Below are 24,366 nucleotides of genomic sequence, written 5' to 3'. Positions count from 1 at the left end.
CGCATGCTCTAGCCAACTGAGCTATGCCGCCGCAAATTATGGAGCTGATAACCAGGATTGAACTGGTGACCTTATCCTTACCAAGGATACGCTCTACCGACTGAGCTATATCAGCGGTCTTGTCGATTGGTTGCGGGGACAGGACTTGAACCTGTGACCTTCGGGTTATGAGCCCGACGAGCTACCTACTGCTCTATCCCGCGATATCGTGCCGTCTATCGACGACTGACAATATGATATTATAGGGCATGGAAAAAACAATGTCAAGCGTTATTTCTTCGCCCCTGCTTTTTCCCCTGCCGACGGCGCCTCGCCCTCGCCGAAAAGATACGCGTAACGCGCCTTGAACGCTGCCGGCTCCATGCGGTACGCGTTGGCAAGACCGGGATCGTCGAGATCTCCCTTTTCGAGGCGCATCATCGAACCGCGCGCGATGCGGTAGCCGACAGACTCGATATTGACCTTGCGGACACGCGTCTTGCCCGTCTTCTCGTCGCGGATATCCTCAAAGCGCATGGGAACGGCTTCGCTGTTTTGGATCGAGATGATCGCGCCGCTCTCCCCGCGCATGAGGAACTTGACCGCCTCGTAGCCGAGCGAGCGCGCATAGTCGATGTCGTAGGCGATCGGCGCCGTGCAGCGAAGCTCGTAGCCGATCTCCTTGTCGATGATCGTGAGCTTGATGCCGAGCTTCTTCACCTCGGTGAGCACGCTCTGCTTCAGGATCTCGCCGAAGTCGAGCTCGCTGTAGCGGATATGCCCGTGCTCGTCGAGCACGACCTCGCCGAGCTGCTCGAAGTCCTCCGGCGCAATCTTCTCAATGATGCCCTCGGCAATGACGGCAACGCCGTAATTCTTGCCCGTGAGGTAGCGCTTGACGATGGCGCCCGTCAGGATGTCGACGACGTGCTGGAGGCGCACATGCCCCGCTGGAAGCTCCTCCGGGATGAGCGTGACGGCCGCGCCAGCGCTGCGCCCCATGCCGAGCGCGAGGTGCCCTGCCGTGCGGCCCATTGCGATCGTAAAGTACCAGCGGTTGTTCGTCGTCCGCGCGTCCTCCATGAGATTCTCGATCTCCGTCGTCGCGAATGCGCGCGCCGTCTCGAATCCAAAGGTCGGCACGCCCTCGGGGAGCGGCAGATCGTTGTCGATCGTCTTCGGGACATGCACGACGTTGATCGTGCGCCCCATCCTGTGCGCGTACTCCGAAACGGCTGCCGAGCTGTACGCCGTGTCATCGCCGCCGATCGTCACGAGATGCGTGACGCCGAGCTCCGTGAGGGTCTCGACAACCGTGCGCAGGTCAGACTCCTTCTTTGTCGGATTGAAGCGCGACATCTTTAAGATGCAGCCGCCCTGCATGTGGATACGGCTGATGTTCTTCGGATCGAGGCGGATATAGTTCTTCTCGCCGCGCCCGATGCGCGAAAAGCCGTCATAGATGCCGATGACTTCCCAGCCGTGGCGCGTCGCCTCATTCGTGATGCCGGAAATGACGCTGTTGATGCCGGGCGCAGGGCCGCCGCCGCAGACAATCGCAATAACATTTTTGATTCCAATCATGGAAATCCCTCCCCCGAAGAATCCATTCTTTGCGCTCGATAATCTTATTTCCTATCACAGCGTATTTATTTCGCTTTTTTGTGTGAAAATCCTGCTTTCTTCGTCAGAATTGTAGATTTTTTCTGTTCAACCGCATAATATATTGCTTCCTGCCAAGGGAATCATCGGTGCTTTCCAAGCTTCGCGCGGCGGCCGAGGCTGCTCTTCCGCTTCGCTGGGCGCGCCGCCTTCGCGCCTGCACGGCGCCTTCCGCCTCCCTGCCCCTTATGCACTGCCCCCTTGCGGCTTGCGTGCTTTGATCGCGGCTTCTTCGCCCTATTATCCTTCTCCGGCTTGCCCATTTCTCGCTTTTCCGCCGCGCGCTTTTCCCTGCGCGCGGCATTCTCGCGGCGGATCCGCGCCTTGATGCCCGCCTCGATGCGGCGAAGCTTTTCGTACTGCCGCGCCGTCACGAACGTCACCGCCTTGCCTTCCCCGCCCGCACGCCCCGTTCGCCCAATGCGGTGGACGTACGCTTCCGCGTCGTGCGGCACGTCGTAGCTCACGACATGCGTCACACCCTCGATATCGAGGCCGCGTGCCGCGATGTCCGTCGCGCAGAGCACTTGGAGCTTCGCCTCGCGGAACCGGCGCAGTACGAGCGCGCGCTGCGCCTGCGTAAGGTCGCCGTGAAGCTCGTCGGCGAGGTAGCCGCGAGCCGCGAGCGCCATGGCCACCTGATGCGCGCGCTGCTTCGTGTGGCAGAACACCATCATGAGGTACGGCTGCTCCTCGTTGATGATCCTGGAGAGGCGATCCAGCTTCTCGTCTTCCGTGATGCTTACGACGACCTGCTCGATCGTATCGAGCGTCACGTGCTCCGCGCGAATCTCGATCATCTTGGGACGCTCCATGTACTGCGCTGAGAGCGCGCGGACGCGCGCGGGCATCGTCGCCGAAAAGAGCATGAGCTGATGATCGGGCGCGACCTTGCCGAGGAGGATCTCCACATCTTCGATAAAGCCGAGGCGAAGCATCTCATCGCCCTCGTCGAGCACGACCTTGTTGACCTTCGAGACGTCGATCGTGCCGCGCCTCAAATGATCGAGCAGGCGCCCCGGCGTGCCGATGATGACCTGCGGGCAGCGGCGAAGCTTCTGCTTCTGCCGCTCAATATCCTGTCCGCCATAGAGGACGAGCGAGGAAATGCCCTCCGCCTCGCCGAGGATCTGCGCAACTTTCGCGATCTGGATCGCGAGCTCGCGCGTCGGCGCGATGACGAGTGCCTGCGCGACTTTTGCCTGTGCCTTTGCCAGTTCAAAAATCGGCACGAGAAACGCGAGTGTCTTGCCCGTTCCCGTCTGCGCCTGCACGATGACGTCGCGCCCTGCGCGGCAGACGGGGATCGCTGCCTCCTGCACGGGTGTCAGCTCCTTGATGCCGCGCTGCTTCAACGCCTCTACCATCCGCGGCGAGAGGTTCATCTGCTCAAATGATTTCATCTGCTTCCTTTCCGTGCCGCTTGGCACCCTTACGACGAGAGCACCTCTGTGCCCGTCTCCGTGATGAGGATCGTCTTTTCCCACTGGGCCGAGAGCGTCTTGTCCTTCGTTCGCACCGTCCAGCCGTCCTTCCTATCCGTGACGACGGCGGACTTGCCCGCATTGATCATCGGCTCGACCGTCAGGATCATGCCGGGCACGAGCAGCATGCCCGTGTCCTTCTTGCCCGTGTGCGGCACGAACGGTTCCAAGTGGAAATCCTTGCCGACACCGTGGCCGCCGAGCGCCGTGACGACCGAATAGCCGTTCTCCCGCGCGTGCGCGCCGCACGCCGCGCCGATGTCGCCGAGAAAGTGCCATGGACGAGCCGCTTCGATGCCGCGCTCCATGCACTCGCGCGTCACGCGCACGAGCTTTTCCGCCTCCGGCGTCGTATGCCCGCCGACGATGAACATGCGCGAGGCATCCGCGTAGTAGCCGTCGAGAATTGTCGTGATATCGATGTTGACGATGTCGCCTTCCTTCAGGATCGTCTGTTTCGATGGGATGCCGTGGCAGACGACATCATTGATCGAGATGCAGACATTCTTTGGGTACCCTTCGTAGTGGAGGCATGCCGGAATGCCACCGTGGCTGCGGATGTACTCCGCCGCCGCCGCGTCCAAGGACTCCGTATCGATGCCGGGGCGCACGAGTTCTGCCATGAGGTCGAGCGTCCCGTCGTTGACGACGCCCGATGCTCGTACCTTTGCAATATCCTCCGCATTGTTGATGAGCTTCTTCGGCGGACGTACCTGCCCGCGCATGAAGTCAAATTTCATCTCGCTGAGCCGTTCATCAAAGTCCGCGTGGCACTTCTTGTACTTCTTGCCGCTGCCACACCAGCACAATTCATTTCGCATCATTGCTTCTATCCTCCAAGCAAACCAATACTTCGCTCCGCGTATAACACACGCTACCATTATAAGGCGATTCCCCGATTTGTAAAACCTTTTCTTTCCAAAAAGAATGCCCCCACGCGTCAGATTTTTCCAATCCAACGCCGGAGGCATATCGTTGTCCTTCCTGCGGCAGGGATTCCAGCATCCTGCCCGATGATCCCTCCGCAATCCGATTTGAGCCCTGCACGCACGTAGCAATCGTGCGACAATTCTGCCTTGACATGCCCCATTCATTGTACTATCCTTAAATCGTATGTTTTTTATACGGGCAGGCTTTTTGCTTGCCCGGCAAATCGGTCAGTACAGAAAGGGATGTATGTTCTTGCGGATGGTCGTCAAACGAATTTTATTGGTGTTTCTTGTGCTCTTTCTCCTTGTTCTCGGCGTCTGCGTGTACCTGATGCTGCGCGCCAATGGCGCCGTCCCCGTCCTGAACTATCATCAGATCAATGACCAGGCGGACAACGTGCTGACCGTCCATCCGAAGCAGTTTGACAGGCAGATGAAGTATCTCGCGGAAAACGGCTACCATGCGATTACGCCGAAGGAGCTTTTGGATGCGTGGCAGGGCGGTGCGCCGCTTCCCGAAAAGCCCGTCGTCATCACGCTTGACGACGGCTACGCCGACAACTACGAGAACGCGTTCCCCATCCTGCAAAAATACAACCTCAAGGCCACGATCTTCCTCGTGCCGAACTTCCTCAGCACCTATCCGAACTATATGACGTGGGAGCAAGTCAAAGAAATGAACGGGAGCGACCTCATCGACTTCGAGAGCCATACGATGAACCACGTCGAACTCAATAAGATCCGTCCAGACGAGCGTTGGAAGGAACTCAAGGATTCCAAGACCATCCTTGAGCAGCGCCTCGGCAAATCCATCGACTTCATCGCGTACCCATGCGGCTCATTCGACGAAGCGCTGGAACAAATGACGAAGGAAGCGGGCTACCGCGCCGCCTTCACCGTCCATCTCGGTCTCGCGAACAAAGCGGAGAATCCCTACATTTTGGATCGCATCCCCATCTTCGGCAGCAACACGCACACCTTCCTGCGCTTCAAAACGCGTCTCATCTTCACGCCTATCGTTGCCCCATTGGATCATTTCTATCGTGCCCTCATCGCAAACGGGCACAACATCCTCGCAAGGCTCGTACCGCTTCCCTGACAGCGAAATTCCAAAGGGACGTATAACGTAGGAAGAAGCATGCATAGCCGGGTTCAGCTCCTGTGATGCAATTTGCCCGCATCGCGCCCTACGACAGAGAGGAAATCCGATACTGGTTGGCATCAAAAAAGACGAACCGCAAAATCTGCGATTCGTCTTTTTGTCGCCTTGCAGCATGTCATGCCGTTTCAAACGTGAATTTCGTGCCGTCCCAGCCAATCTCGACCGTGTCGCCGTCCTTGACTTCGCCTGCGATGATTTTCTTCGACAGTTCCGTCTCAACCGTATGCGTGAGCAGGCGGCGAAGCGGGCGCGCGCCGAAGCTCGGATCAAAGCCCCGAGCGGCAAGCGCAGTGAGCGCGGCGTCGTTCCACTTGAGCGCGATGCCGACTTGGCGCATGAGACGTTCGCCGAGCGCCTTTAAGAGGATCGCGGCGATCCGCTTGACCTCGTCCTTCTCGAGTGCCCTGAATACAATCGTGTCGTCGACACGGTTCAGGAACTCGGGGCGGAAGTAATCTTTCAAGATCGCCTTGACGGCCTTCTTCGCCTCCTCGTAATCCTTGTTGAGGATCTCGTGCGAGCCGAGGTTGCTCGTCATGATGATGACGGTATTCTTGAAGTTTACGACACGTCCCTTGCCGTCGGTGAGCCGCCCGTCGTCTAGGATTTGCAGCAGCACGTTGAACACGTCGCGGTGCGCCTTCTCGATCTCATCGAGCAGGATGACGCTGTAGGGACGACGCCGGACGGCTTCCGTGAGCTGTCCGCCCTCGTCGTAGCCGACGTAGCCTGGAGGCGCACCGATGAGGCGCGCGACACTGTGCTTCTCCATGTACTCCGACATGTCGATGCGAATCATGCTGCGCTCATCGTCAAAGAGCGCTTCCGCGAGCGTCTTTGCGAGCTCGGTCTTGCCGACGCCCGTCGGTCCGAGGAAGATGAACGAGCCAATCGGGCGGTTCGGATCCTTGATCCCCGCACGTGCGCGCAGGATCGCTTCGCTGACCGCCTTGACGGCTTCATCCTGCCCGACGACGCGTTCGTGCAGCACGTCCTCAAGGTGCAGCAGCTTCTCGCGTTCGCCCGTGAGCATCTTCGTTACGGGGATTCCGGTCCAACGGCTGACGACTTTCGCAATGTCCTCTTCGCCTACCTCCTCTTTGAGCAGCTGTTCGTCCTTCGACTTTGCGGCAATGATGCGTTCCTCTTCCTGGAGCTTCTTCGTGAGCTCCGGCAGCTTGCCGTACTTGAGCTCCGACAGGCGATTGAGATCGTAGGCGCGCTCTGCCGCTTCCATCTGCCCCTTTACCTCATCGATTTCCTTCTTGATGGCGCGGACGCGCAGGATGGCGTTCTTCTCTGCCGCCCACTTCGCCTTGAGCTCGCCCTCTTCTTTCTGGAGGGTTTCCTTCTCCTCGGTGATCTGTGTGAGCTTTTCTGCCGATGCCTCGTCGGTCTCCTTTTTCAGTGCCTGCTCCTCGATCTCAAGCTGCATGATCTTGCGCCGGATCTCGTCGAGCGGTGCAGGCATCGACTCGATTTCCGTGCGCAGCTTTGCCGCTGCCTCATCGACGAGATCGATTGCCTTGTCGGGCAGGAAGCGGTCGGATATGTAGCGGTCAGAGAGGGTCGCCGCCGCGACGAGCGCCGCATCGCGGATGCGGACGCCGTGATGCACCTCGTAGCGATCCTTTAGCCCGCGCAGAATGGAAATCGTGTCCTCGACAGTCGGCTCGCCGACCATGACGGGCTGGAAGCGCCGTTCGAGCGCCGTGTCCTTCTCGATGTACTTGCGGTACTCGTTGAGCGTCGTCGCGCCGATGCAGCGGAGTTCGCCGCGCGCGAGCATCGGCTTCAAGAGGTTGCCTGCGTCCATCGCGCCTTCCGCTGCGCCTGCGCCGACGACGGTATGCACTTCGTCGATGAAGAGCAGGATCTGTCCGTCCGACTTGGCGATCTCGCTCAGCACCGCCTTGAGGCGTTCCTCGAACTCGCCGCGGAATTTCGCGCCCGCGACGAGCGAACCCATGTCGAGGGAGTATAGGGACTTGTTCTTGAGTGACTCCGGCACATCGCCTGCGACGATGCGGCGTGCGAGCCCTTCGACAATCGCCGTCTTGCCGACGCCCGGCTCGCCGATAAGCACGGGGTTGTTCTTCGTGCGGCGCGATAGGATCTCGATGGTACGGCGAATCTCTTCATCGCGTCCGATGACGGGGTCGAGTTTTCCCCGGCGTGCGGCGTCCGTGAGATCGCGCCCGTATTTTTCAAGCGACTTGTAGCCTTCTTCTGGATTTTCACTCGTGACGTTCTGCTTGCGATTCTTTTTGATGGCGCCTTGGATAGCCGATTTTGTGAGCTTGAACTCGCGGCAGATCTCCTGTACCTCCTCGCTGCCATCCGTGACGAGTGCGAGCAGGAGGTGTTCGGTCGAGACGTAGTCGTCCTTCATCGCCTTTGCGAATTCCTCGGCCCTGCCGAGCACGCGCACCATGTCCATGCCCATGCCGAGCCGGTCGCTTCCCTTGACGCTCGGAATCTTCGCGAGCTGCTGTTCAAGCTTTGCCTTGAGCAGCGGGAGATCGGTCTGGCACTCCTCAAAGATCGTCGCGAGAAGCCCTTCCGGCTCTTTTGAGAGCGCGAGCAGGACATGTGCCGAGGTGATTTCCTGATGGTACCGCATGGCGGCGATTTGCTGGGCGGACTGGAGTGCCGCCAGCGTTTTGGCTGTGTATTTTTCCTGTCCCATAATGTGATCCTCCGTAATTCTATATCGTTCTTTCTTGTCTTTTCCCTTCCTTTACAAGCTTACGGTTTCTATTATAAATACAAAAGGTCAAAAAGTCAAATATTTTCTTTCCCTTTTTCCCAAATTCGGATTTCTTTTTAGGACGTGAACGGGACGCTCAGAGCGTCTGCAAAAGTTCCTGCACCTTCTGGCGGTATTCTTCGCGTGGCACTTCGAAGATCTCCCCCGTCCTGCGCACCTTGATCTCGATCATGCCGCTTTCGACGGCCTTCGGCCCTACCGTCACGCGCACGGGATAGCCGATGAGGTCGCAGTCGTTGAACTTGACGCCGGCGCGCTCCCTGCGGTCATCCAAGAGGACATCCATGCCCGCCTCCTTGCATTCCGCGTAAATGTCCTCTGCATAGGCGAGCTGGTCCTCCTTCTTCGCGTTGACCACGACGATGACGATCTCGAACGGCGCGATGGCGCGTGGCCATACGATGCCGCGCTCGTCGCTGTTCTGCTCGATCGCCGCTGCCATCGTGCGTCCGACACCGATGCCGTAGCAGCCCATGAGGAGTGGCTTTTCCTTGCCGTTTTCATCAAGGAACGTCGCGCCCATCGCCTCGCTGTACTTCGTGCCGAGCGTGAAGACCTGCCCCGCCTCGATGCCGTGCGTCATCGTGAGCGGCTGCCCGCAGTGCGGGCAGGGATCGCCCTCGCGGACAAGGCGTATGTCGCATGCAATAAGTCCTTCATCCTGAAAATCGCGCGCAGGCGTCACGCCCATGAAATGCACATCCGCCTCGTTCGCGCCCGCAACGGCGTTCTTCATCTTCATGACAGTCGAATCGACGACGATATGCGTGCCCGCCTTGATGCCGATCGGACTCATGAAGCCGGGGCAGCCGCCTGCCGCACGGATCGCTTTCTCGTCCGCCATGCGAAGCTCCAAAGCGCCGTCAATCGCATGGAGCACCTTGACTTCATTGACTTCGTGATCGCCGCGCACGAAGGTGAGCACGAGCTCATCCGCGTCCGTCTGATAGGCGACCGCCTTGATCGTCTTCTCGACGGGCACGTTCAAGAAGTCCCTGACCGCCTCAATCGTGCTCGCGCCCGGCGTCCTGACCTTCCTGCGCTCTTCCAGCGGCTCATCCACCGCCTCGATGGGAGCGAGCGCCGTCTTTTCGTCGCTTGCCGCGTAGTCGCACTTCGTGCAGACGGCGATGTTCGACTCGCCGGATGCCGCGAGGACGGTGAACTCGTGCGAGTGCCCTCCGCCGATTGCGCCGTTATCTGCCTCGACGGGACGGAACGCGAGCCCGCAGCGCGTGAATACGTTTGTGTACGCATCGTACATCTTTTGGTATGATGCATTCATGCCCGCCTCGTCCTTGTCGAACGAGTAGAGATCCTTCATGATGAACTCGCGGCTGCGCATAAGCCCAAAGCGCGGGCGCCGCTCATCGCGGAACTTGTCCTGGATCTGGTAGAGCATGAGTGGAAGCTGCTTGTAGGAGCGCACCTCGTCGCGCACGAGCGCCGTCATCATCTCCTCATGCGTCGGGCCGAGACAGAAATCGCGTCCGTGTCGATCCTTCAAGCGCATCATCTCCGCGCCGTAGGCGCTCCATCGGCCGCTCTCCTGCCAAAACTCTGCGGGCTGCAGCACGGGCATCATGATTTCCTGTCCGCCAGCTGCGTCCATCTCCTCGCGGATGATCCGCTCAATCTTTCGTATCGTGCGCCACGCAAGCGGCAGGAACGTATACATGCCGCCGGCGGACTTGCGGATAAGCCCCGCGCGGTACATGAGCCGATGGCTCACGATTTCCGCCTCGGCAGGCGTATTGCGAAGGGTTGGCGCGTATAACTTACTTGCTCTCATCTCTCTTGCGTTCCTCCAGTATTGCATCGATTTCCTTGAATAGCTCCGTGACGAGCTCTGCTTCCGGCACCTTGCGGACGATTTCGCCCTTGCGGAAGATAAGCCCCTCGCCGTTTCCGCCCGCAATGCCGACGTCGGCGCCGCGCGCTTCGCCTGGGCCGTTGACGACGCAGCCCATGACAGCGACCTCGATCGGATCCGAAAGCCCCTTGAGCCGCTCCGTGACCTCGTCGGCGATCTTCGCAAGGTCGATGCTCGTCCTGCCGCACGTCGGGCAGGCGACGAGCGTCGGCCCATACTCCCTGAGGCCGAGCGATTTCAGGATTTCACTCGCGACGCGCACCTCTACGACCGGGTCGCCCGTAAGCGAGATGCGGATCGTATCGCCGATTCCCTCGGCTAGGAGCGCGCCGATGCCGACGGCAGACTTGATGATGCCCGTCTTCGCCGTGCCCGCCTCCGTGATGCCGAGGTGAAGCGGGTAGCCGACCTTCTCGCTCATGAGGCGGTAGGCGGCGAGCGTCAGCGGCACATCGTGTGCCTTGAGCGAGATCTTCATGTCGTAAAAATCCTGCGCCTCCAAAATGCGGACGTGCTGAAGCGCCGACTCAACGAGTGCTTCCGCCGTAACGCCGCCGTACTTTTCAAGCAGGCGCCTGTCAAGCGATCCCGCGTTGACGCCGATGCGAATGGGGATGCCCGCTTCCTTTGCCGCGCAGACGACTTTTCGGACTTTCTCCTCGCCGCCGATATTGCCGGGGTTGAGGCGAAGCGCGTCGATGCCCTGATGAATGGCCTCGAGCGCGAGCTTGTAGTCGAAGTGAATGTCGGCGACGAGCGGCACGTCCGTCTCGCGCAGGATATTCCCGAGGTTCTTCGCCGCCGCCATATCGGGCACGGCAAGGCGCACGATGTCGCAGCCTGCCGCGCGCAGTGCGCGGATCTGGCGCACGGTCGATTCCGTGTCCTGCGTCTTCGTATTCGTCATCGATTGAACAGAAATCTTCGCGCCGCCGCCGATCGCGACAGGGCCGATATGGATCTGACGCGTGTTCTTTCGCGTAAATGCCAAAACGCTTCCTTCTTTCTATCTGCTTTCTATCTGCTTTCTATCTGCTTAACGATGTAACGTTGCCTGGTCTCAGCTTCCGAAAAACACGCGCATGATGTCGTTCTTCGTCGCAAACAGCATGAGCAGCAGGAGAAGCGCGATGCCGACGCGCTGAACGTACCCGAATGCCTTTGGCCCAAGCGGCTTGCCGCGCACTGCCTCGACGCAGAGCAGGAGGAAATGCCCGCCATCGAGTGCAGGGATCGGGAAGAGATTGACGAGGCCGAGGTTCAGCGAGAGGAATGCCGCGAAATTGAGCAGCGGCACAAAGCCCATCTGCGCGACCTCCCCTGCCATCTGTGCGACGCCCAAGGGTCCTGCGAGCTCAGCGCCCGAAAGCTCCAAGAGGATCTTGTAAAGCGCCTCGGCCATTGCGTACAGGATTGCCGCCGTGCGCGTGACGGCGAGCTGCACGGACTCGGCAAAGCCGGGATGACGCGTTTCGGTCGCGCCCATGACGCCGACCATCGCGCGCTTCTGCTGTGCGTCGTAGACGGGCGTGACCTGTGCCTCGACCTCTTCGCCGCCGCGCGCAACGCGGAAGCTGAGCGTCTCGCCGCCCTTGTCGCGGATGGCGGCAAGCAGATCCGTCCACGTCTCGACGGGCTTGCCGTCGATCGCGAGGATGCGGTCGCCGTCCTGGAGCCCCGCCTTGTCCGCCGCTTCTCCCTCAATCACCCTGCCGAGAACCGGCTCCGTGCTCGGCGTCGCAACGCCCGAAAAGAAATAGATGCCGAAGAACAGGAAGATCGGCAGGATGAGATTCATCGCCGAACCCGCGATGATGACGATCATGCGCGATAGCACGGGTTTTGCGGAATAGCCGCGGTCGCCCGCATCCTTGTCCTCGGGGTCCATGCCCGCGATGTCGTTGAAGCCGCCGAGCGGCACCGCACGGATGCTGTACGCCGTCTCGCCGTGCTTGAAGCTTACGAGCTTCGGCCCGAATCCGATCGCAAACTCATCGACGCGCATGCCCGTAAGCTTCGCCGTGATGAAGTGCCCCAGCTCGTGGACGAGCACCAAAAGCCCAAAGACGAAAATCGCCGCCGCTATCGTAAGTACCATAAATTGCTCCTATTGCTTTTTGCTTTTGATATACGAACGCGCGAAACTGCGTGCCCAGCGATCCTCTTCCAAGAGGTCGTCGAGCGTAGGACTTAGCACGCATTCGCGGTTCATCATTGTCGCTTCGATGATGTCGTAGATATCGAGGAAATGGATCCCGCCGCGCAGGAACGCGCCGACGGCGACCTCGTTCGCCGCGTTGAAGACACATGGCATCGTGCCGCCCATCTCACCCGCCTCGTAGGCAAATCGAAGTCCCTTGAAGGTCTCCATATCGGGCGCCTCGAATGTGAGATCCCGCATCCGCCAAAAGTCGAGCCGGTCGGATGCGGATGGCTGACGCTCCGGATACGTGAGCGCGTACTGGATCGGCAGCTTCATATCTGGCGAGCCGAGCTGTGCCATGACCGCGCCGTCGACGAACTGCACCATCGAATGCACGATGCTCTGCGGGTGCACGACGACCTGTATCTGCTTGTAGTCCACGCCGTAGAGCCACTTCGCTTCAATGACTTCGAGTCCCTTGTTGACGAGGCTCGCCGAGTCGACGGTGATCTTCTGTCCCATCTGCCACGTCGGATGGGCGAGCACCGCCGCTTTTGTCGCTGCCGCAAGTGCCTCGCGCTTCTTGCCGCGAAAGGGACCGCCCGAGCATGTGAGCAGCAGCTTTTCGACCTTGTCCCTGCGCTCGCCCTGCAGGCATTGGAAGAGTGCGCAGTGCTCGCTGTCAACGGGCAGGATCTTCACGCCTGCCTCCCTCGCGCGGCGCGTGACGATCTCGCCCGCGACGACGAGCGTCTCCTTGTTTGCGAGCGCGATGTCCTTGCCTGCCGCGATTGCCGCAAGCGTCGGCTCAAGACCGGCGAAGCCCATCATCGAGGTCACGACGATCTCCGTCTCTTCGTATGCTGCCGCGTCGATGAACGCCTGCCTTCCGCACGCGAGCTTCGTCTGCCCCGCATAGCGGCTTTTTAGGCGCGCGTACGCCGCCGCATCGACGAGGACGGCAAGCGCGGGAGAAAACTCGCGAATCTGCCGTTCGAGCAGCTCATCGTTCGCATTTGCCGCGAGCACCGAGATGTGAAAGCGTTTCGGATGGCTGCGCACAACGTCGAGCGTCTGTGTGCCGATCGAGCCCGTCGATCCCAAGACCGCAATATGCTTCATGATTTCCTCCATCACTTCGTCATAAGATCGGTGAGCAGGACGAAATAGTAGACGAGCGGCGCCGTGAAGAGCACGCTGTCAAAGCGATCCCACACGCCGCCGTGCCCCGGAATGATACGTCCTGAGTCCTTGATGCGCGTCTCGCGCTTTGCTACGGACTCGACGAGATCGCCAAGCGTCGCGGCGATGGCAAGGGCGAAGCCGAGGATCGCCATTTCCTTGACGGGAAAGCCAAAGAAGACGCCGAGCCCGGCGCACGCTGCCGTCGTTCCGACGAGCGAGCCGAGGAATCCCTCGATGGTCTTATTCGGACTGATCGAAGGCGCGAGCTTGTGGCTGCCGATCGCCGAGCCTGTAAAGTAGGCAAACGTATCGCTCGCCCACGTCCCAATGAACAGGATCCAAACCATCGCGCAGCCAAACTCGAAGTCTCCGAGCGGCGTCGCGAGCATCTGTCCCTCGCTTAGAAAGCGCAGCATGACGATGTGTGCAAAGGGGAGTCCGAAATAAAAGACGCCCGCAATCGAAAGGCAGGCGTCGAGGAAGCGCACTCTGCCATGGAGGAATACGGTCTCCAAGAGAATGCCGAGCGCGATGCCCGTCGAGACGGCAACGAGCTCATCGCTGTTGCCGAGCCATGCGCAGCCCCAGACGAGCACGAGCCCGATGATTCCCGTGATGAGCGTGAGATTCGCGCCGCGTCCATCAAAAGCTTGGACGAACTCAAAAAAAGCGATGAGCGGGAGCACGAGCGCAAAACCCGCGAAGTACGCGCCGCCCTCCTGAACGACGAATGCGGCAATCGCAATTCCGATGATGCCCGTGATAATCCGTGTAAGCAAAGCAGCCTCCTATTGATTCGTCAGCCCGCCGAAGCGACGGTCGCGTCCTGCGAAATCGATCATCGCAGTGACGAAGTCCTCCGGCGTAAACTCCGGCCAGTTGATCGGGGTGAAGTAAAACTCCGCGTACGCCGACTGCCAAAGCAGGAAGTTTGAGAGACGCTCGTCGCCGCTCGTACGAATGACGAGGTCGACAGGCAGATTGCCTGCCGTATCGAGATGTGACTCGATCAATGCCGCATCGATCGCCTCCGGCGCGACCTTCCCTTCCGCCGCCTCCCGCGCCAAGCTGCGCACCGCGCGCAAAAGCTCATCCTGCCCGCCGTAGTTGACGGCGACATTGAATTTCACGCCTGTATTTCCCTGCATGAGTTCCTCCGCCTCATGCATCTGGCGCATGAGTCCCGGAGACAGCTCGCCGATGCGTCCGATGAAGTGAATCCGCACGTTGTCCTCATGCATTTCCATGAGTTCCTTTTTGAGGTACTCCGAAAATAGCCCCATGAGAAAATCGACCTCCGTCGCGGGGCGCTTCCAATTCTCCGTCGAGAACGCGTAGACCGTGAGCGCGTCGAGCTTCAGCCCGATCGCCGTCTTCAGGATATTCTTGAGCGTCTTGACGCCTGCCGTATGGCCTGCCGTGCGCAGGAGTCCCTGCCCTTTCGCCCAGCGTCCGTTTCCGTCCATGATGATCGCAACGTGGCGCGGCAGCCGTTCCCAATCGATTCTTTCAAAGAGCGGGGAATCCGCCGCAGGGATCTCAAAGGCCTTATCCCCCCTGCTGAAAATCCGTCTCCACATATTCCTTACCCATTCTATACAAAATAAGCCCCTCCTGCAGCTTCCAAGGAGGGGCCGTTCATCACATCAAGGAGCCTCGATTGCAGAAACCGGGCAGCCCGCTGCGCACGCACCGCATTCAACGCACTTTTCGGGATCGATCTCGTAGTGCTCTGCGCCCTCGCTGATCGCCTCAACGGGGCACGTAGCGGCGCACGAGCCGCATGAGATGCAGTCGCTTCCAATCTTGTAAGCCATTGTGTTTCTTTCCTCCTCTAAGATACGTCCTTTCTCACCTGCTTGCAGGCAACGGTGAGTGAGACTACGGCATCGCGTACACATTCACGAATGACGTAAGGCCTCGTTTCATCTATTTTGAAATAACCACGCACAGGGCGTGTCACTTCCACGTGATAGTTCGCACCGGCCTCTTTCAGGCGGCGTTCCGCCTCAAAAAGCGGGATTCCAACAACATCCGGCGCCATCAGACTTCCATGACCTCTTTTTCCTTCGCCTGCTTCGTCGCATCGATGATCCTGACATACTTGTCGACGAGTTTCTGCATGGATTCCTGTCCCTGCTTTGCATCATCTTCGGTGATCTCCTTGCCCTTTTCGAGCTTCTTGATCGCCTCGTTTCCGTCGCGGCGCACGTTGCGCAAGGCGACCTTCGCCTCTTCCGCCTTCTTGCTGACCGTCTTGACGAGTTCCTGGCGACGCTCCTGTGTGAGTGCAGGGATCGCGAGGCGGATTGCCGTGCCGTCCGAGTTCGGCGAAAGGCCGAGCTCCGACTTCATGATCGCGACTTCGATCTCGTGAAGCATCGTCTTCTCCCACGGCTGGATGCGTATCATGCGCGCCTCGGGAACGGTGACCTTCGCGATCTGATTGACCGGCGTCGACGCCCCGTAGTAGTTGACCATGACCTTATCGAGGAGCGAAGGCGTCGCACGGCCGGCACGCAGCGAGGCATACTCGTGCTTGAGCGCCTCGATCGTCTTCTTCATGCGCTCCTCATTCGACGCCAGTATATCCTTTACCATCACGCTTCTCCTCCCACTGTCGTGCCGATGTCCTCGCCGAGGGCTGCGCGCACGATGTTCTCATGATCGTCGATGTTGAACACGACGAGCGGTATCTTGTTGTCCATGCAAAGGCTCGTCGCCGTCGTATCCATGACCTGCAGGCCGCGGTTCAAGATCTCGATGTAGCTCAGCGTATCGAATTTCTTCGCATTCGGATTCTTGTTCGGGTCGCTGTCGTAGATGCCGTCCGTTCCCTTCTTCGCCATGAGGATCACGTCGGCCTCGACCTCCGCTGCGCGGAGCGCCGCCGTCGTATCCGTCGAGAAGTACGGATTTCCCGTGCCGGCGCCGAAGATGACGACGCGCCCCTTCTCCATATGGCGGATCGCCTTGCGGCGAATGTACGGCTCCGCCACCTGGCGCATCTCGATCGCCGTCTGCACGCGCGTGTCGACGCTCTGCTTTTCCAGCGCATCCTGCAACGCGAGCGCATTCATGACCGTCGCCATCATGCCCATGTAATCCGCTGCTGCACGATCCATGCCCTTTGCCGAGCCAGACAGTCCGCGCCAAATATTGCCCCCCCCCACGACGATCGCGACGTCGATGCCGTAATCACGCACTTTCCGAACCCGCAAAGCGATGTCCTCGACAACCGCAGGATTGATGCCGAAGCCTTGATCGCCCGCCAGCGATTCCCCGCTGAGCTTCAGAACGACGCGTTCGTATTTTGCTGTACTCAAAGCATACTCCTCCATGCAGCCCAGGTTATCTTTTCTCTTTCGTTTCTGATACACTATGGTTCATTATACACTATGTTGCACGAAAAGAGAATCACTTTAATGGATGGATAATCTTCTGCCTTTACTGCGCGAGCTGCCGACGGCTCATCTCTTTGACAAGCTCGACGGCGCCCTTCCCCATGCCCGTCTGACGTGAGACTTCCTCGACGGGAATCCCGCTCAAAAGAAGCGCGCGTGCCCTGTCGGCCGTCGTCGCTTCATGCGGCCCCTCCGCTGTTTTCGGTGCGGGCGCCTCCATGCGAGGCGGGACCGGCGCCGGTTTGATCCCGCGCGGCGCAGGCAGTGCTTCTGCCCCCTTCGCTTCCTTCGCTTCCTTCGCGTCTAAAGGCGGTGCTGACGGGGGGGACACGATTTTTTCCGCTTCGCGCACCTGCCCAATCGTCGAAGCCAGCGGCGTCTTTGAGGTCTCTTCCCCGACCGCATCGCGCTCGATGGAGTTTTGGAGGACCGCAGCGAACTCGGCCGCATCTTCTCGCTCCGTTACGGTTGGGGCAGGCTCCGCAGCGGGCGCGCCTCCCTCGTACGTCGCCGCAGCGCCCATCGGGATGGGCGGTGGTGGCGGAACAAAAGGCACGCCCTGCGCCGGCAAAGCCTGCACCACACGCTCCATGGAACGGATCTGCGCCGCCGATGCCTCCTGCTGCTCACGAAGCTTCTGTACCGTTTCGCGCGCCGCCTGCAAACTCGCTTCGAGTGCCTTGCGGTTCTCCTCCGACTCGCGCAGGAGCGCCTCAAAGACGGAATTCTTCGCGTCCGCCTCTTGGAGCATGCCATCGAGCTGCTCGACGTGCTCTTCCATGCGGGCAACGATAACATCGGCGGAACGCGAAAGCTCTTCCTTGAGCCGCTCCGTCGAAACCACGAGGTTTTCACGCTCTTTTCGCTCCTGTTCGGGCTTTGCCTTGCGGTGCGCGTAAAAGCGTCCAACGAATACGAGAACGGCGCCGACGAAAATCAGCGCCGCCAAAAGTTCTGTCACCATAGTTACTCCATATCGGCGAAACCTGCCGTCTGTCTTCCTAGTTCATGCTGCGCGGGCACGTCCGCATCAGCCGCTGATATCGAGGAGATGCCCGCGCGAGGGGTCCGTTGCAAGGTGCATCGCGGGTTCTGGCTGCGCATCGTCTTTCGCGCGGCCGTGCCTGCCGCCGCCAGCGTAGCCACCCTGCTTCTTGCGCCGGTCGGGATCGTCCTTGATGCGCCCGTCTTCCGGGTTTTCCTTGCCCCGCACCTGGCTCTGCTTGCGTTTGTCATCTGCCTTCTGTTCCAGTGCTTGGAAATCCTGCTGCATGTTGATGGCTTGGTTCATATTGCTCTGCGTCTGCGCTACTTCTGCCGAGCGCGGCACCATCATCTGCAAACTCATCGGACTTACATCCATAAGGAACCACCTCCCAATTAAGCTTTGACGTACGGGGATACATCGAGCACGTTGTCCTTGATCGTGACGAGCGTCGCGGGCATCTGGCGCTCCGCCGTATAGCGCAGCGAGCGAATGGAAAAACACGTTCCTGCATAAACGCGGTCGAGAACGAGAATGCGGCCCGCGCCCGCCCGCTTGATGCGATCCTCCGCCTCGCTTAGCATATTCTCCTTTCGCTTGATGTCGCCTGCGAGCGCGTACTGCTCGTGCGTCATCTTGAGGAACCGTTCCGCGCGGTCCGGCGGCAGCGAAGCGATCTGCCTATGGTCTAGGGACTTCAGCGCCTGCGCGAGACGCTGGAGCTCCCTCTTCATTTCCTTCAGTTCCGCCCGCAGCTCGCTCCGCAGCCGTTCAGCCAGCGGATCGACGCCGACAGCGACTGTCGTCCGCACCGAGCCCGCATTGCCCGTGCTGTTCGCACGGATGAGGACACTCGCCGTTACCGTGCCGCCGATAATCATGCCGCGCTTCTCGACGCAGAGCAGGCTGCCGCCTGCATAGATCTCCGAATGAAGGATCGCGTCGCGGATGTAGATGTCGCGTCCCGCCTCGACAGTCCCATTCGTCGTGAAGAGCGCGCGCACGTCTTCTTTTGCCGTGACCTTGCCGAGTCCCTTCTTCATCGCGCTTCCGCCGACGCCGCCGCTGATGCCGCCCTCGACGAATACGTTGCGCCCTGATACTTCTGCCGCGTCGATGAATCCCTTGATCGAGATATCCCCCGTCGCCTTCACGGCGAATCCACGCGTCACGTCGCCGCCGATCTCGACGCTGCCGTCAAAATCGATATTGCCCGTGCTGACGCCGACGCTTCCTTTGATGACGAGGCAGGGATCGACTTCGATCTTCTTCCCCATATCGACGATCTGTCCGTTGATCGCGGCGCGAACGGTATTCTCCCCATCCGTCTCCGTGTTCTTTCCCTGCGGGAGCGGGCACGGCTTTCCCTTGCGCGGCGCGACCTCCACGCCAAAAACATTGCGCCCCGGCGTGCCGTCCGTCTGCGGGATGCGCTCGGCGAGCACATCGCCCGCTTTCGTGAGCGTGAAGAGATTGAGATCCTTGAAATCGGCACGGTCAAACTGATCGATCTTCGGCCTGCCGCGCACGCCGAGATCGAACTTTCGCTCGATGTAGGCGTCTTCCCCCTTCACAGGCCGTTCCCCGCGCGCCGCGATGAACGGCACGAGGCTCTTTGTCGCGGCACGGATCGCCTCATGGTCAAGACCGAAAGAGATGTCTTTTTCCTTGAGTGCCTCGAGGATCTCTTCTTCCGTCAAGGCATGTGTGCCGTTCGTCGTATCGAAGCTCACGCGAGCTTCCATCTTGTCCGACGAAACATCGACCTTGATGACCGCCTTCTGTACCTCTTTCTCGTTCCGCTTTGTGTTATCGTTATCCGCCATGTTCTTCCCTTCAAACGAGACTTGCCTTCATTCGTGCGAGGTAGCCACGCATGCGGAAAACCGCCTTCGTGTGCAGCTGCGAGATACGCGCCTCGGATAGGCTCATCAAAATACTGATCTCTTTTAGCGTGAGTTCTTCGTAGTAGTACAGCTCGACGACGCGCCGCTCCTTTTCCGGCAGGCGCTCGATCGCCGATGCCAAAGTCTCCTTGAGCTCCTCCTTCTCAAGGCGCTCGGATGGGCCGTCCTGCGTCTCGACAATCGTGTCGGTGCGCAGGTAATCGTCAAGGGGGATAATCGTCGCCGCGCTCGCCTTTTTCTCGATGTTGGCAAGCTCTTCGAGCGACACGCCCATCTTTTTTGCGATCTCCTCATTCGTCGCTGCCCTGCCCGAAGTACCCTCGACTTCGGAGACAGCCTGCTCATAGCGGCGAATCTTCTGCCGAAGCGCCACGGGAAGCCAGTCCTTCGAACGCAGGTAGTCGAGGATCGCACCGCGCACGCGCACGCCCGCATAGGTCTCGAACTTGTTTTTTCGATCCATATCGTAGCGGTCGATCGCATCCAACAGGCCAAAAAAGCCGCTCGACAGGAGATCGTCGCGGTCGACGTGCTGCGGCAAGCTGATGGCGAGCCTGCCCGTCACGATCCGGACAAGCGGCAAATAGTATTCCGCAAGCAGATTGCGCACTTCGATGCTCCGGTTCGCGCGATATTCCACCCAAAGGGACTGGACATCCACGTCGCCACGATCCTCTTCCGTCTGCCCCACTGGACGTCCCTCCTTCCTCCTTCAGGTGAAATTTCTTAGGATTCCGACGGTGTCTCCATGCGGCGCACCCCATCGGCAAGAGGCTTAAAGCCTTCTGCTTCCCGCTTCTCGTCATCCGGCTTGGATGGCGATTCGTCCTTTGCGCTAGAACCGGCCTCTTCTTCCCCGCCTTTCGCCCCTGCCCTAGGCGTCTCGTCGTCCTCAGGCGACTCGCCGCCCTTGGAAGGCTCCGGCATCTCAATATTGGAATCGAATCCGACGATCTGCTTTGCCTCCAGGACCATGGCAACGAGCCATACGACGATGCCTGCGACAAAGAATCCGCCGATGCAGCGCAGGAGGATCGTTCCAATGCGCGCATCGCTGACGAGTCCCGCGATGAATATGACGAGCGCAGCAATCGCTCCCGCGACGAGGGACATACCGAATTTGAACAAATTGCCTCACCTACAAGTTTCAATCGTGTGCTTAGATTTCCTTCTCGCCCTTGTTGATCGTCTTGACCGTATAGACGCCATTTTCGAGGTTGATCTGGACCGTGCGGCCGTAATTCGCGCCCGTATCCTCCGCGATGAGGCGGATGCCGAGCTCCTTGAGCATCTTCTTGGACGCTTCTGCGTTGCGCGCGCCAACGCGCATGATGTCCGTCGAGTTCGCGAATGCAAACATCTGCGCACCGCCCGCGATCTTCGCGACGATACGGCTGCGGACCGCACCGAGTTTCATCACGTCATCGAGCATCAGCGGGATGCCCGTGTCTGCAAACTTCGCAGGATTCTCGCTCTGCTTCGCCTGTTTGCTGTCGGGAAGCATGATGTGCAGAAGCCCGCCCACCTTCGTCTGGGGATCGTACATGGATATGCCGATGCAGGAGCCCAGACCGTAGCTGATGATGGTTGCAGGCGCGCGGCCGACTTTGTAGTCCGCCATGCCCACTCGAATCATTTCTGCCATATTAGTCCACTCCTACTGCATTCATAATCGTTCCCAAAGAACCCGGATCCGGCACGAGGAAGAAATGCCCATTGATGCCGTCGTCCTCTGAGAGGAACTCCGTCTCGATGACGAGAGCCTGATCCCCCATCTGCCCGAGCTGGACGAGAACGACGTTCAGGATAGCGCCTGCCATGTCCATGGCAAGCGCGGGAATCGATGGGAGCATTGCCAGTCCCGTGAAGGTAAAGAACGCGTTGAGGTATGCTCCGGAGAGAATGTTTCCAATCTCCATGAGCGCCGACTCATCCATGAAATCAAGCTGCTGCGTCGTCCCGGGCGGGCGCCCCATCAACGTATCGACGAGATAGAAGGCGCTGTGCTGCGGGAGCAGGAAAAGGATGTTGCCGGGTGCCTTGCCGTAGACGCGCAGGAAAATGCCGACGACGATCGCATCCGGTCCGCCGACGAGATCCGGCACGTCCGTAATGGGCACGAGGTCAACCTTCGGCACATTCATGTCAATGCGCCGATTGATTACCTGCGACAGGGCCGTTGCCGAATTGCCTGCACCCACATTGCCTATTTCACGCAGGGCGTCGAGCTGGTTTGGGCTAAAATCCAGTTCACTTTTTTCTGCCATGTTCTTCTGACTCCTCATTCATTTACGCGAACGGGACGTGCCGATTGAACACGTCCGGTTTTTCCTATGTCGTTTTATTCCTGCGGCAGCCCGACGATTTCGGGGAGGTTCAGCATGATGATGAGCCTGCCGTCGATGTTTCCGATGCCGCTGAGGAAGCGGGAACCCTCTTTGCTGTTGATCGCCTTCTTCGTATCGACCGGGCGATTCTCGAGCGTCAGGACCTCCGTGACCGCGTCGACGAGCATGCCGACGTGAAGGTCGTCGATCGTGACCGTCACGATGCGCGTGCTGTCCGTGTACGGCGTCTCCGCAAGACCGAGCCGCTGCTTGAGATCAATGACTGGGAGGACCGATCCGCGAAGGTTAATGACGCCTTTGATGAAGTCGGCGGAAAACGGCACGCGCGTGATATCCGTCAAATTGCGGATCTCCTGCACGTTCAGGATGCTGATGCCGTACTCCTCGTCGCGCAGCTTGAACGCTACGACCTGCATGTCATCGATGATCTGCTGCTTCGTATCTGTATTTGCCATCGTTCGTTCCTCCTCTTACTGCATCATCGTAGCGACGTCGAGAATGAGCGCTACGCGGCCATCGCCGAGAACCGTCGCGCCGGAGAACATCTTGAGCCCGGCAAAGAGATTGCCGAGCGTCTTGATGACGATCTCCTGCTGTCCGATGAGGTTGTCGACAACGATGCCGGCCTTTGCCTCGCCCGCGTGGACAACGACGACGAAGAGCTCGTCCGAGTCCTTGACGTGCGGCACCTGGAACGTTTCCTCCATGCGGATGATCGGGATGATCTCGCCGCGCAGGACGATGACCTCCTTGTTCTGAACCGTCTTGATATCCGTCGGCTGGATGTTGATCGTGCTGTCGATCGAGCCGAGCGGAATCGCGTACATCTCTTCCTGGATCTTGACGAGCATCGCCTGGATGATCGCGAGCGTGAGCGGAAGCTTGATCTTGAAAATCGATCCCTTGTCGACCTGCGTCTCGACGTCCACGTGCCCAGAAAGCGACTCGATCTTGCTGCGGACGACGTCCATGCCGACGCCGCGTCCCGAAATATCGGTGATCTGTTCGGCGGTCGAGAAGCCCGGCAGGAAGATGAGGCGAACGGCATCCGCATCGTCGAGCTTGTTTGCCTCGTCCTCTGTGATCATGCCCTTCTCAACGGCCTTGCGGCGGATGACGTCGGCATTGATGCCCGCGCCGTCATCCGTGACCATGATGACGACATTGTTCCCTTCGTGGCGCGCGATGAGCCCAACCTCGCCCGTGCGCGGCTTGCCTTTTTTCTCGCGGTCGTCCGGGTGTTCGACGCCGTGGTCGAGGGAGTTGCGCAAAAGGTGCATCAGCGGATCGCCGATCTCGTCGATAACGGTACGGTCAAGCTCGGTCTCCTCGCCTTCGATCGTGAGGTTGATTTCCTTATTGAGTTCCTTGGATACGTCGCGTACCATGCGCGGGAACCGGTTGAATACCGCGCTTACCGGGACCATGCGAACCTTCATGACGATGTTCTGCAGGTCCGTCGTCACGCGATCCATCTGCTCGAGCGTCTCGGTGAGCTCCGCGAGGCGGTGCGTCTGTCCGATCTGTTCGAGGCGGACCTTGTTGATGACAAGCTCGCCCATGAGATTCATGAGCGTATCGAGTTTCTCGATGTCGACGCGAACCGACTGGCTCTGGTGGTGGGTCTTCTTCTGCGCGGGCTTTGCTGCAGGCTTTTTCGCCGCAGCCGCAGGCTTTGCCGCGGCTGCAGGCGAAGCTGCGGGCTTTGCCGCAGGCGCCGCGGCAGCGGGCGCTGCTGCGACAGCCGGCGCCGGCTGCGCATCGGGATCGACTTCCTCGCACTCGACCTTTTCGATCTCCGAAATCGACAGGATCGCGTCCTTGATCGCCTTCGGTTCCGCATCCGTCACGACGAGCACGTCGAAGCTGTTCTCGAACTTCTCCTGCTCGAGGTCTTCTGCCGGCGGGACCGACTTGATGACATCGCCGAGTTCGTCGAGCGTGTTCATGACCATATAGGAGCGAGCCGACTTCAGCACGCACGCTTCCGTCAGCGTGACCTTGACATGGATGCCCTGAAGCCCGCTCTTCTTCGCCTGGCGAATGACGTCGCGGTCGACGTCTTCAAGCTCGATGCCATTCGCCGCCGCTCCGTCTGCTGCAGGAGCAGCGCCCGCTGCCGCGGGCGCCGCATCGGGCACAGGCTCGCCTTTGGAGATCGCGCTGAGCTTCTTGACGAGATCGGAAACGTCTACGAGATCCTCTGGGTCGCCGTTGCCGACGTTGTCGACCATCTGCTCGAGGGAATCGAGGCACTTGAAGAGGATATCGATGATGTTCTCGTCGAGCTTGAGCTGTTCCTTGCGGATGAGATCGAGGACGTCCTCCATCTCGTGCGTAAGCTCTGCGATCTTGTTGTAGCCCATCGTCGCGGACATGCCCTTCAGCGTGTGCGCATTGCGGAAAATATCGTTGACGACCGATACATCGTCCTTGTTTTCCTCCAGCTTCAAGAGACCTTCGTTCAGGGACTGCAAATGTTCGTGTGATTCATCCAAGAACATTTCCATGTACTGATTTTCCATTTATATTCCC

General features: G+C 59.5%; 23 protein-coding genes and 2 tRNA genes. 1 reads left to right on the top strand and 24 read right to left on the bottom strand.

Annotated elements, in window-relative coordinates; all coding sequences use genetic code 11:
* Positions 1-39: 39 nt before the first annotated feature.
* The 5 genes from HMPREF1985_RS01180 to map all read right to left on the bottom strand — a co-directional run bounded on the left by HMPREF1985_RS01180 (position 40) and on the right by map (position 3,949).
* Positions 40-115, bottom strand: a tRNA-Thr gene (locus tag HMPREF1985_RS01180).
* Between the two features lie 12 nt (positions 116-127).
* Positions 128-203 (bottom strand) — tRNA-Met (locus tag HMPREF1985_RS01175).
* Between the two features lie 67 nt (positions 204-270).
* On the bottom strand, positions 271-1,563 hold the full coding sequence (gene pfp / locus HMPREF1985_RS01170; protein ID WP_021770587.1) for a diphosphate--fructose-6-phosphate 1-phosphotransferase: 1,293 nt from the start codon (positions 1,561-1,563) through the stop codon (positions 271-273).
* Positions 1,564-1,724: 161 nt separating this feature from the next.
* Positions 1,725-3,044 carry a DEAD/DEAH box helicase gene (locus HMPREF1985_RS01165; protein ID WP_021770586.1) on the bottom strand — a complete coding sequence of 440 codons (1,320 nt, stop codon included), beginning with the start codon at positions 3,042-3,044 and terminating at the stop codon, positions 1,725-1,727.
* Between the two features lie 29 nt (positions 3,045-3,073).
* Complete coding sequence (gene map / locus HMPREF1985_RS01160) at positions 3,074-3,949, bottom strand: type I methionyl aminopeptidase (protein ID WP_040636656.1); 876 nt, start codon at positions 3,947-3,949, stop codon at positions 3,074-3,076.
* A gap of 352 nt (positions 3,950-4,301) precedes the next feature.
* On the opposite strand from map, the gene HMPREF1985_RS01155 reads away from it, so the two are divergent.
* A complete protein-coding gene (locus HMPREF1985_RS01155; RefSeq protein ID WP_040636654.1) occupies positions 4,302-5,153 on the top strand; it encodes a polysaccharide deacetylase family protein in 852 nt (283 codons plus the stop codon).
* A 178-nt stretch (positions 5,154-5,331) separates the two neighbouring features.
* Here HMPREF1985_RS01155 and clpB read toward each other — a convergent pair whose 3' ends face one another.
* The 19 genes from clpB to HMPREF1985_RS01055 all read right to left on the bottom strand — a co-directional run bounded on the left by clpB (position 5,332) and on the right by HMPREF1985_RS01055 (position 24,356).
* A complete protein-coding gene (gene clpB, locus HMPREF1985_RS01150; protein WP_021770581.1) occupies positions 5,332-7,905 on the bottom strand; it encodes an ATP-dependent chaperone ClpB in 2,574 nt (857 codons plus the stop codon).
* Between the two features lie 157 nt (positions 7,906-8,062).
* Positions 8,063-9,778: a proline--tRNA ligase gene (locus HMPREF1985_RS01145; RefSeq protein WP_021770580.1), complete on the bottom strand. Its 1,716-nt coding sequence runs from the start codon at positions 9,776-9,778 to the stop codon at positions 8,063-8,065.
* Entirely contained in the window at positions 9,765-10,850 is a 1,086-nt protein-coding gene (ispG, locus tag HMPREF1985_RS01140) for a flavodoxin-dependent (E)-4-hydroxy-3-methylbut-2-enyl-diphosphate synthase (RefSeq protein ID WP_021770579.1), read from the bottom strand. Before ispG ends, HMPREF1985_RS01145 begins: the two co-directional genes overlap by 14 nt.
* Positions 10,851-10,919: 69 nt before the next feature.
* Positions 10,920-11,957: an RIP metalloprotease RseP gene (gene rseP / locus HMPREF1985_RS01135; RefSeq protein ID WP_021770578.1), complete on the bottom strand. Its 1,038-nt coding sequence runs from the start codon at positions 11,955-11,957 to the stop codon at positions 10,920-10,922.
* Between the two features lie 9 nt (positions 11,958-11,966).
* Entirely contained in the window at positions 11,967-13,124 is a 1,158-nt protein-coding gene (locus tag HMPREF1985_RS01130) for a 1-deoxy-D-xylulose-5-phosphate reductoisomerase (RefSeq protein ID WP_040636651.1), read from the bottom strand.
* Positions 13,125-13,135: 11 nt separating this feature from the next.
* Positions 13,136-13,966 (bottom strand): phosphatidate cytidylyltransferase, encoded by an 831-nt coding sequence (locus HMPREF1985_RS01125; protein ID WP_021770576.1) that lies wholly within the window; start codon positions 13,964-13,966, stop codon positions 13,136-13,138.
* A 9-nt stretch (positions 13,967-13,975) separates the two neighbouring features.
* Positions 13,976-14,767, bottom strand: a complete 792-nt coding sequence (uppS, locus tag HMPREF1985_RS01120) for a polyprenyl diphosphate synthase (RefSeq protein WP_021770575.1) — start codon at positions 14,765-14,767, stop codon at positions 13,976-13,978.
* Between the two features lie 66 nt (positions 14,768-14,833).
* Complete coding sequence (locus HMPREF1985_RS01115) at positions 14,834-15,004, bottom strand: DUF362 domain-containing protein (RefSeq protein WP_021770574.1); 171 nt, start codon at positions 15,002-15,004, stop codon at positions 14,834-14,836.
* Positions 15,005-15,230: 226 nt separating this feature from the next.
* Positions 15,231-15,788, bottom strand: coding sequence for a ribosome recycling factor (gene frr, locus HMPREF1985_RS01105; RefSeq protein WP_021770572.1), 558 nt, complete (start codon positions 15,786-15,788; stop codon positions 15,231-15,233).
* On the bottom strand, positions 15,788-16,528 hold the full coding sequence (gene pyrH, locus HMPREF1985_RS01100; protein WP_021770571.1) for a UMP kinase: 741 nt from the start codon (positions 16,526-16,528) through the stop codon (positions 15,788-15,790). The genes frr and pyrH overlap by 1 nt, the downstream gene beginning before the upstream one ends.
* A gap of 106 nt (positions 16,529-16,634) precedes the next feature.
* Positions 16,635-17,555 carry a hypothetical protein gene (locus HMPREF1985_RS01095; protein WP_021770570.1) on the bottom strand — a complete coding sequence of 307 codons (921 nt, stop codon included), beginning with the start codon at positions 17,553-17,555 and terminating at the stop codon, positions 16,635-16,637.
* A gap of 66 nt (positions 17,556-17,621) precedes the next feature.
* The gene (locus HMPREF1985_RS01090) at positions 17,622-17,954 is read right to left on the bottom strand and encodes a hypothetical protein (protein ID WP_021770569.1); all 333 of its coding nucleotides are present in this window, start codon (positions 17,952-17,954) and stop codon (positions 17,622-17,624) included.
* Positions 17,955-17,971: 17 nt separating this feature from the next.
* Positions 17,972-19,402: a FapA family protein gene (locus tag HMPREF1985_RS01085; protein ID WP_021770568.1), complete on the bottom strand. Its 1,431-nt coding sequence runs from the start codon at positions 19,400-19,402 to the stop codon at positions 17,972-17,974.
* 10 nt (positions 19,403-19,412) lie between these two features.
* Positions 19,413-20,174, bottom strand: coding sequence for a FliA/WhiG family RNA polymerase sigma factor (locus tag HMPREF1985_RS01080; protein WP_021770567.1), 762 nt, complete (start codon positions 20,172-20,174; stop codon positions 19,413-19,415).
* A 35-nt stretch (positions 20,175-20,209) separates the two neighbouring features.
* Positions 20,210-20,611 carry a hypothetical protein gene (locus tag HMPREF1985_RS01075; protein ID WP_040636649.1) on the bottom strand — a complete coding sequence of 134 codons (402 nt, stop codon included), beginning with the start codon at positions 20,609-20,611 and terminating at the stop codon, positions 20,210-20,212.
* Positions 20,612-20,642: 31 nt separating this feature from the next.
* Complete coding sequence (locus tag HMPREF1985_RS01070; protein WP_021770565.1) at positions 20,643-21,128, bottom strand: chemotaxis protein CheD; 486 nt, start codon at positions 21,126-21,128, stop codon at positions 20,643-20,645.
* A gap of 1 nt (position 21,129) precedes the next feature.
* On the bottom strand, positions 21,130-21,750 hold the full coding sequence (locus HMPREF1985_RS01065; protein ID WP_040636647.1) for a chemotaxis protein CheC: 621 nt from the start codon (positions 21,748-21,750) through the stop codon (positions 21,130-21,132).
* Between the two features lie 74 nt (positions 21,751-21,824).
* Entirely contained in the window at positions 21,825-22,286 is a 462-nt protein-coding gene (locus HMPREF1985_RS01060; protein ID WP_021770563.1) for a chemotaxis protein CheW, read from the bottom strand.
* Between the two features lie 15 nt (positions 22,287-22,301).
* Complete coding sequence (locus HMPREF1985_RS01055) at positions 22,302-24,356, bottom strand: chemotaxis protein CheA (RefSeq protein ID WP_021770562.1); 2,055 nt, start codon at positions 24,354-24,356, stop codon at positions 22,302-22,304.
* Positions 24,357-24,366 lie beyond the last annotated feature (10 nt).

Source organism: Mitsuokella sp. oral taxon 131 str. W9106, from assembly GCF_000469545.1.
In the GTDB taxonomy this organism is placed as follows: domain Bacteria; phylum Bacillota; class Negativicutes; order Selenomonadales; family Selenomonadaceae; genus AWVT01.
This window is presented reverse-complemented; position numbering and strand designations above follow the sequence as displayed.

What these genes read in the sequence shown, in the direction of transcription:
- HMPREF1985_RS01060 (WP_021770563.1), bottom strand. Translation starts at nt 22,286, where the DNA reads ATGGCAAATACAGATACGAAGCAGCAGATCATCGATGACATGCAGGTC.
- HMPREF1985_RS01145 (WP_021770580.1), bottom strand. Translation starts at nt 9,778, where the DNA reads ATGAGAGCAAGTAAGTTATACGCGCCAACCCTTCGCAATACGCCTGCC.
- rseP (WP_021770578.1), bottom strand. Translation starts at nt 11,957, where the DNA reads ATGGTACTTACGATAGCGGCGGCGATTTTCGTCTTTGGGCTTTTGGTG.
- pyrH (WP_021770571.1), bottom strand. Translation starts at nt 16,528, where the DNA reads ATGGAGGAGTATGCTTTGAGTACAGCAAAATACGAACGCGTCGTTCTG.
- frr (WP_021770572.1), bottom strand. Translation starts at nt 15,788, where the DNA reads ATGGTAAAGGATATACTGGCGTCGAATGAGGAGCGCATGAAGAAGACG.
- HMPREF1985_RS01155 (WP_040636654.1), top strand. Translation starts at nt 4,302, where the DNA reads ATGTTCTTGCGGATGGTCGTCAAACGAATTTTATTGGTGTTTCTTGTG.
- HMPREF1985_RS01055 (WP_021770562.1), bottom strand. Translation starts at nt 24,356, where the DNA reads ATGGAAAATCAGTACATGGAAATGTTCTTGGATGAATCACACGAACAT.
- HMPREF1985_RS01095 (WP_021770570.1), bottom strand. Translation starts at nt 17,555, where the DNA reads ATGGTGACAGAACTTTTGGCGGCGCTGATTTTCGTCGGCGCCGTTCTC.
- uppS (WP_021770575.1), bottom strand. Translation starts at nt 14,767, where the DNA reads ATGTGGAGACGGATTTTCAGCAGGGGGGATAAGGCCTTTGAGATCCCT.
- HMPREF1985_RS01130 (WP_040636651.1), bottom strand. Translation starts at nt 13,124, where the DNA reads ATGAAGCATATTGCGGTCTTGGGATCGACGGGCTCGATCGGCACACAG.
- HMPREF1985_RS01070 (WP_021770565.1), bottom strand. Translation starts at nt 21,128, where the DNA reads ATGGCAGAAATGATTCGAGTGGGCATGGCGGACTACAAAGTCGGCCGC.
- HMPREF1985_RS01065 (WP_040636647.1), bottom strand. Translation starts at nt 21,750, where the DNA reads ATGGCAGAAAAAAGTGAACTGGATTTTAGCCCAAACCAGCTCGACGCC.
- clpB (WP_021770581.1), bottom strand. Translation starts at nt 7,905, where the DNA reads ATGGGACAGGAAAAATACACAGCCAAAACGCTGGCGGCACTCCAGTCC.
- pfp (WP_021770587.1), bottom strand. Translation starts at nt 1,563, where the DNA reads ATGATTGGAATCAAAAATGTTATTGCGATTGTCTGCGGCGGCGGCCCT.
- map (WP_040636656.1), bottom strand. Translation starts at nt 3,949, where the DNA reads ATGATGCGAAATGAATTGTGCTGGTGTGGCAGCGGCAAGAAGTACAAG.
- HMPREF1985_RS01165 (WP_021770586.1), bottom strand. Translation starts at nt 3,044, where the DNA reads ATGAAATCATTTGAGCAGATGAACCTCTCGCCGCGGATGGTAGAGGCG.
- HMPREF1985_RS01115 (WP_021770574.1), bottom strand. Translation starts at nt 15,004, where the DNA reads ATGGCTTACAAGATTGGAAGCGACTGCATCTCATGCGGCTCGTGCGCC.
- HMPREF1985_RS01090 (WP_021770569.1), bottom strand. Translation starts at nt 17,954, where the DNA reads ATGGATGTAAGTCCGATGAGTTTGCAGATGATGGTGCCGCGCTCGGCA.
- HMPREF1985_RS01085 (WP_021770568.1), bottom strand. Translation starts at nt 19,402, where the DNA reads ATGGCGGATAACGATAACACAAAGCGGAACGAGAAAGAGGTACAGAAG.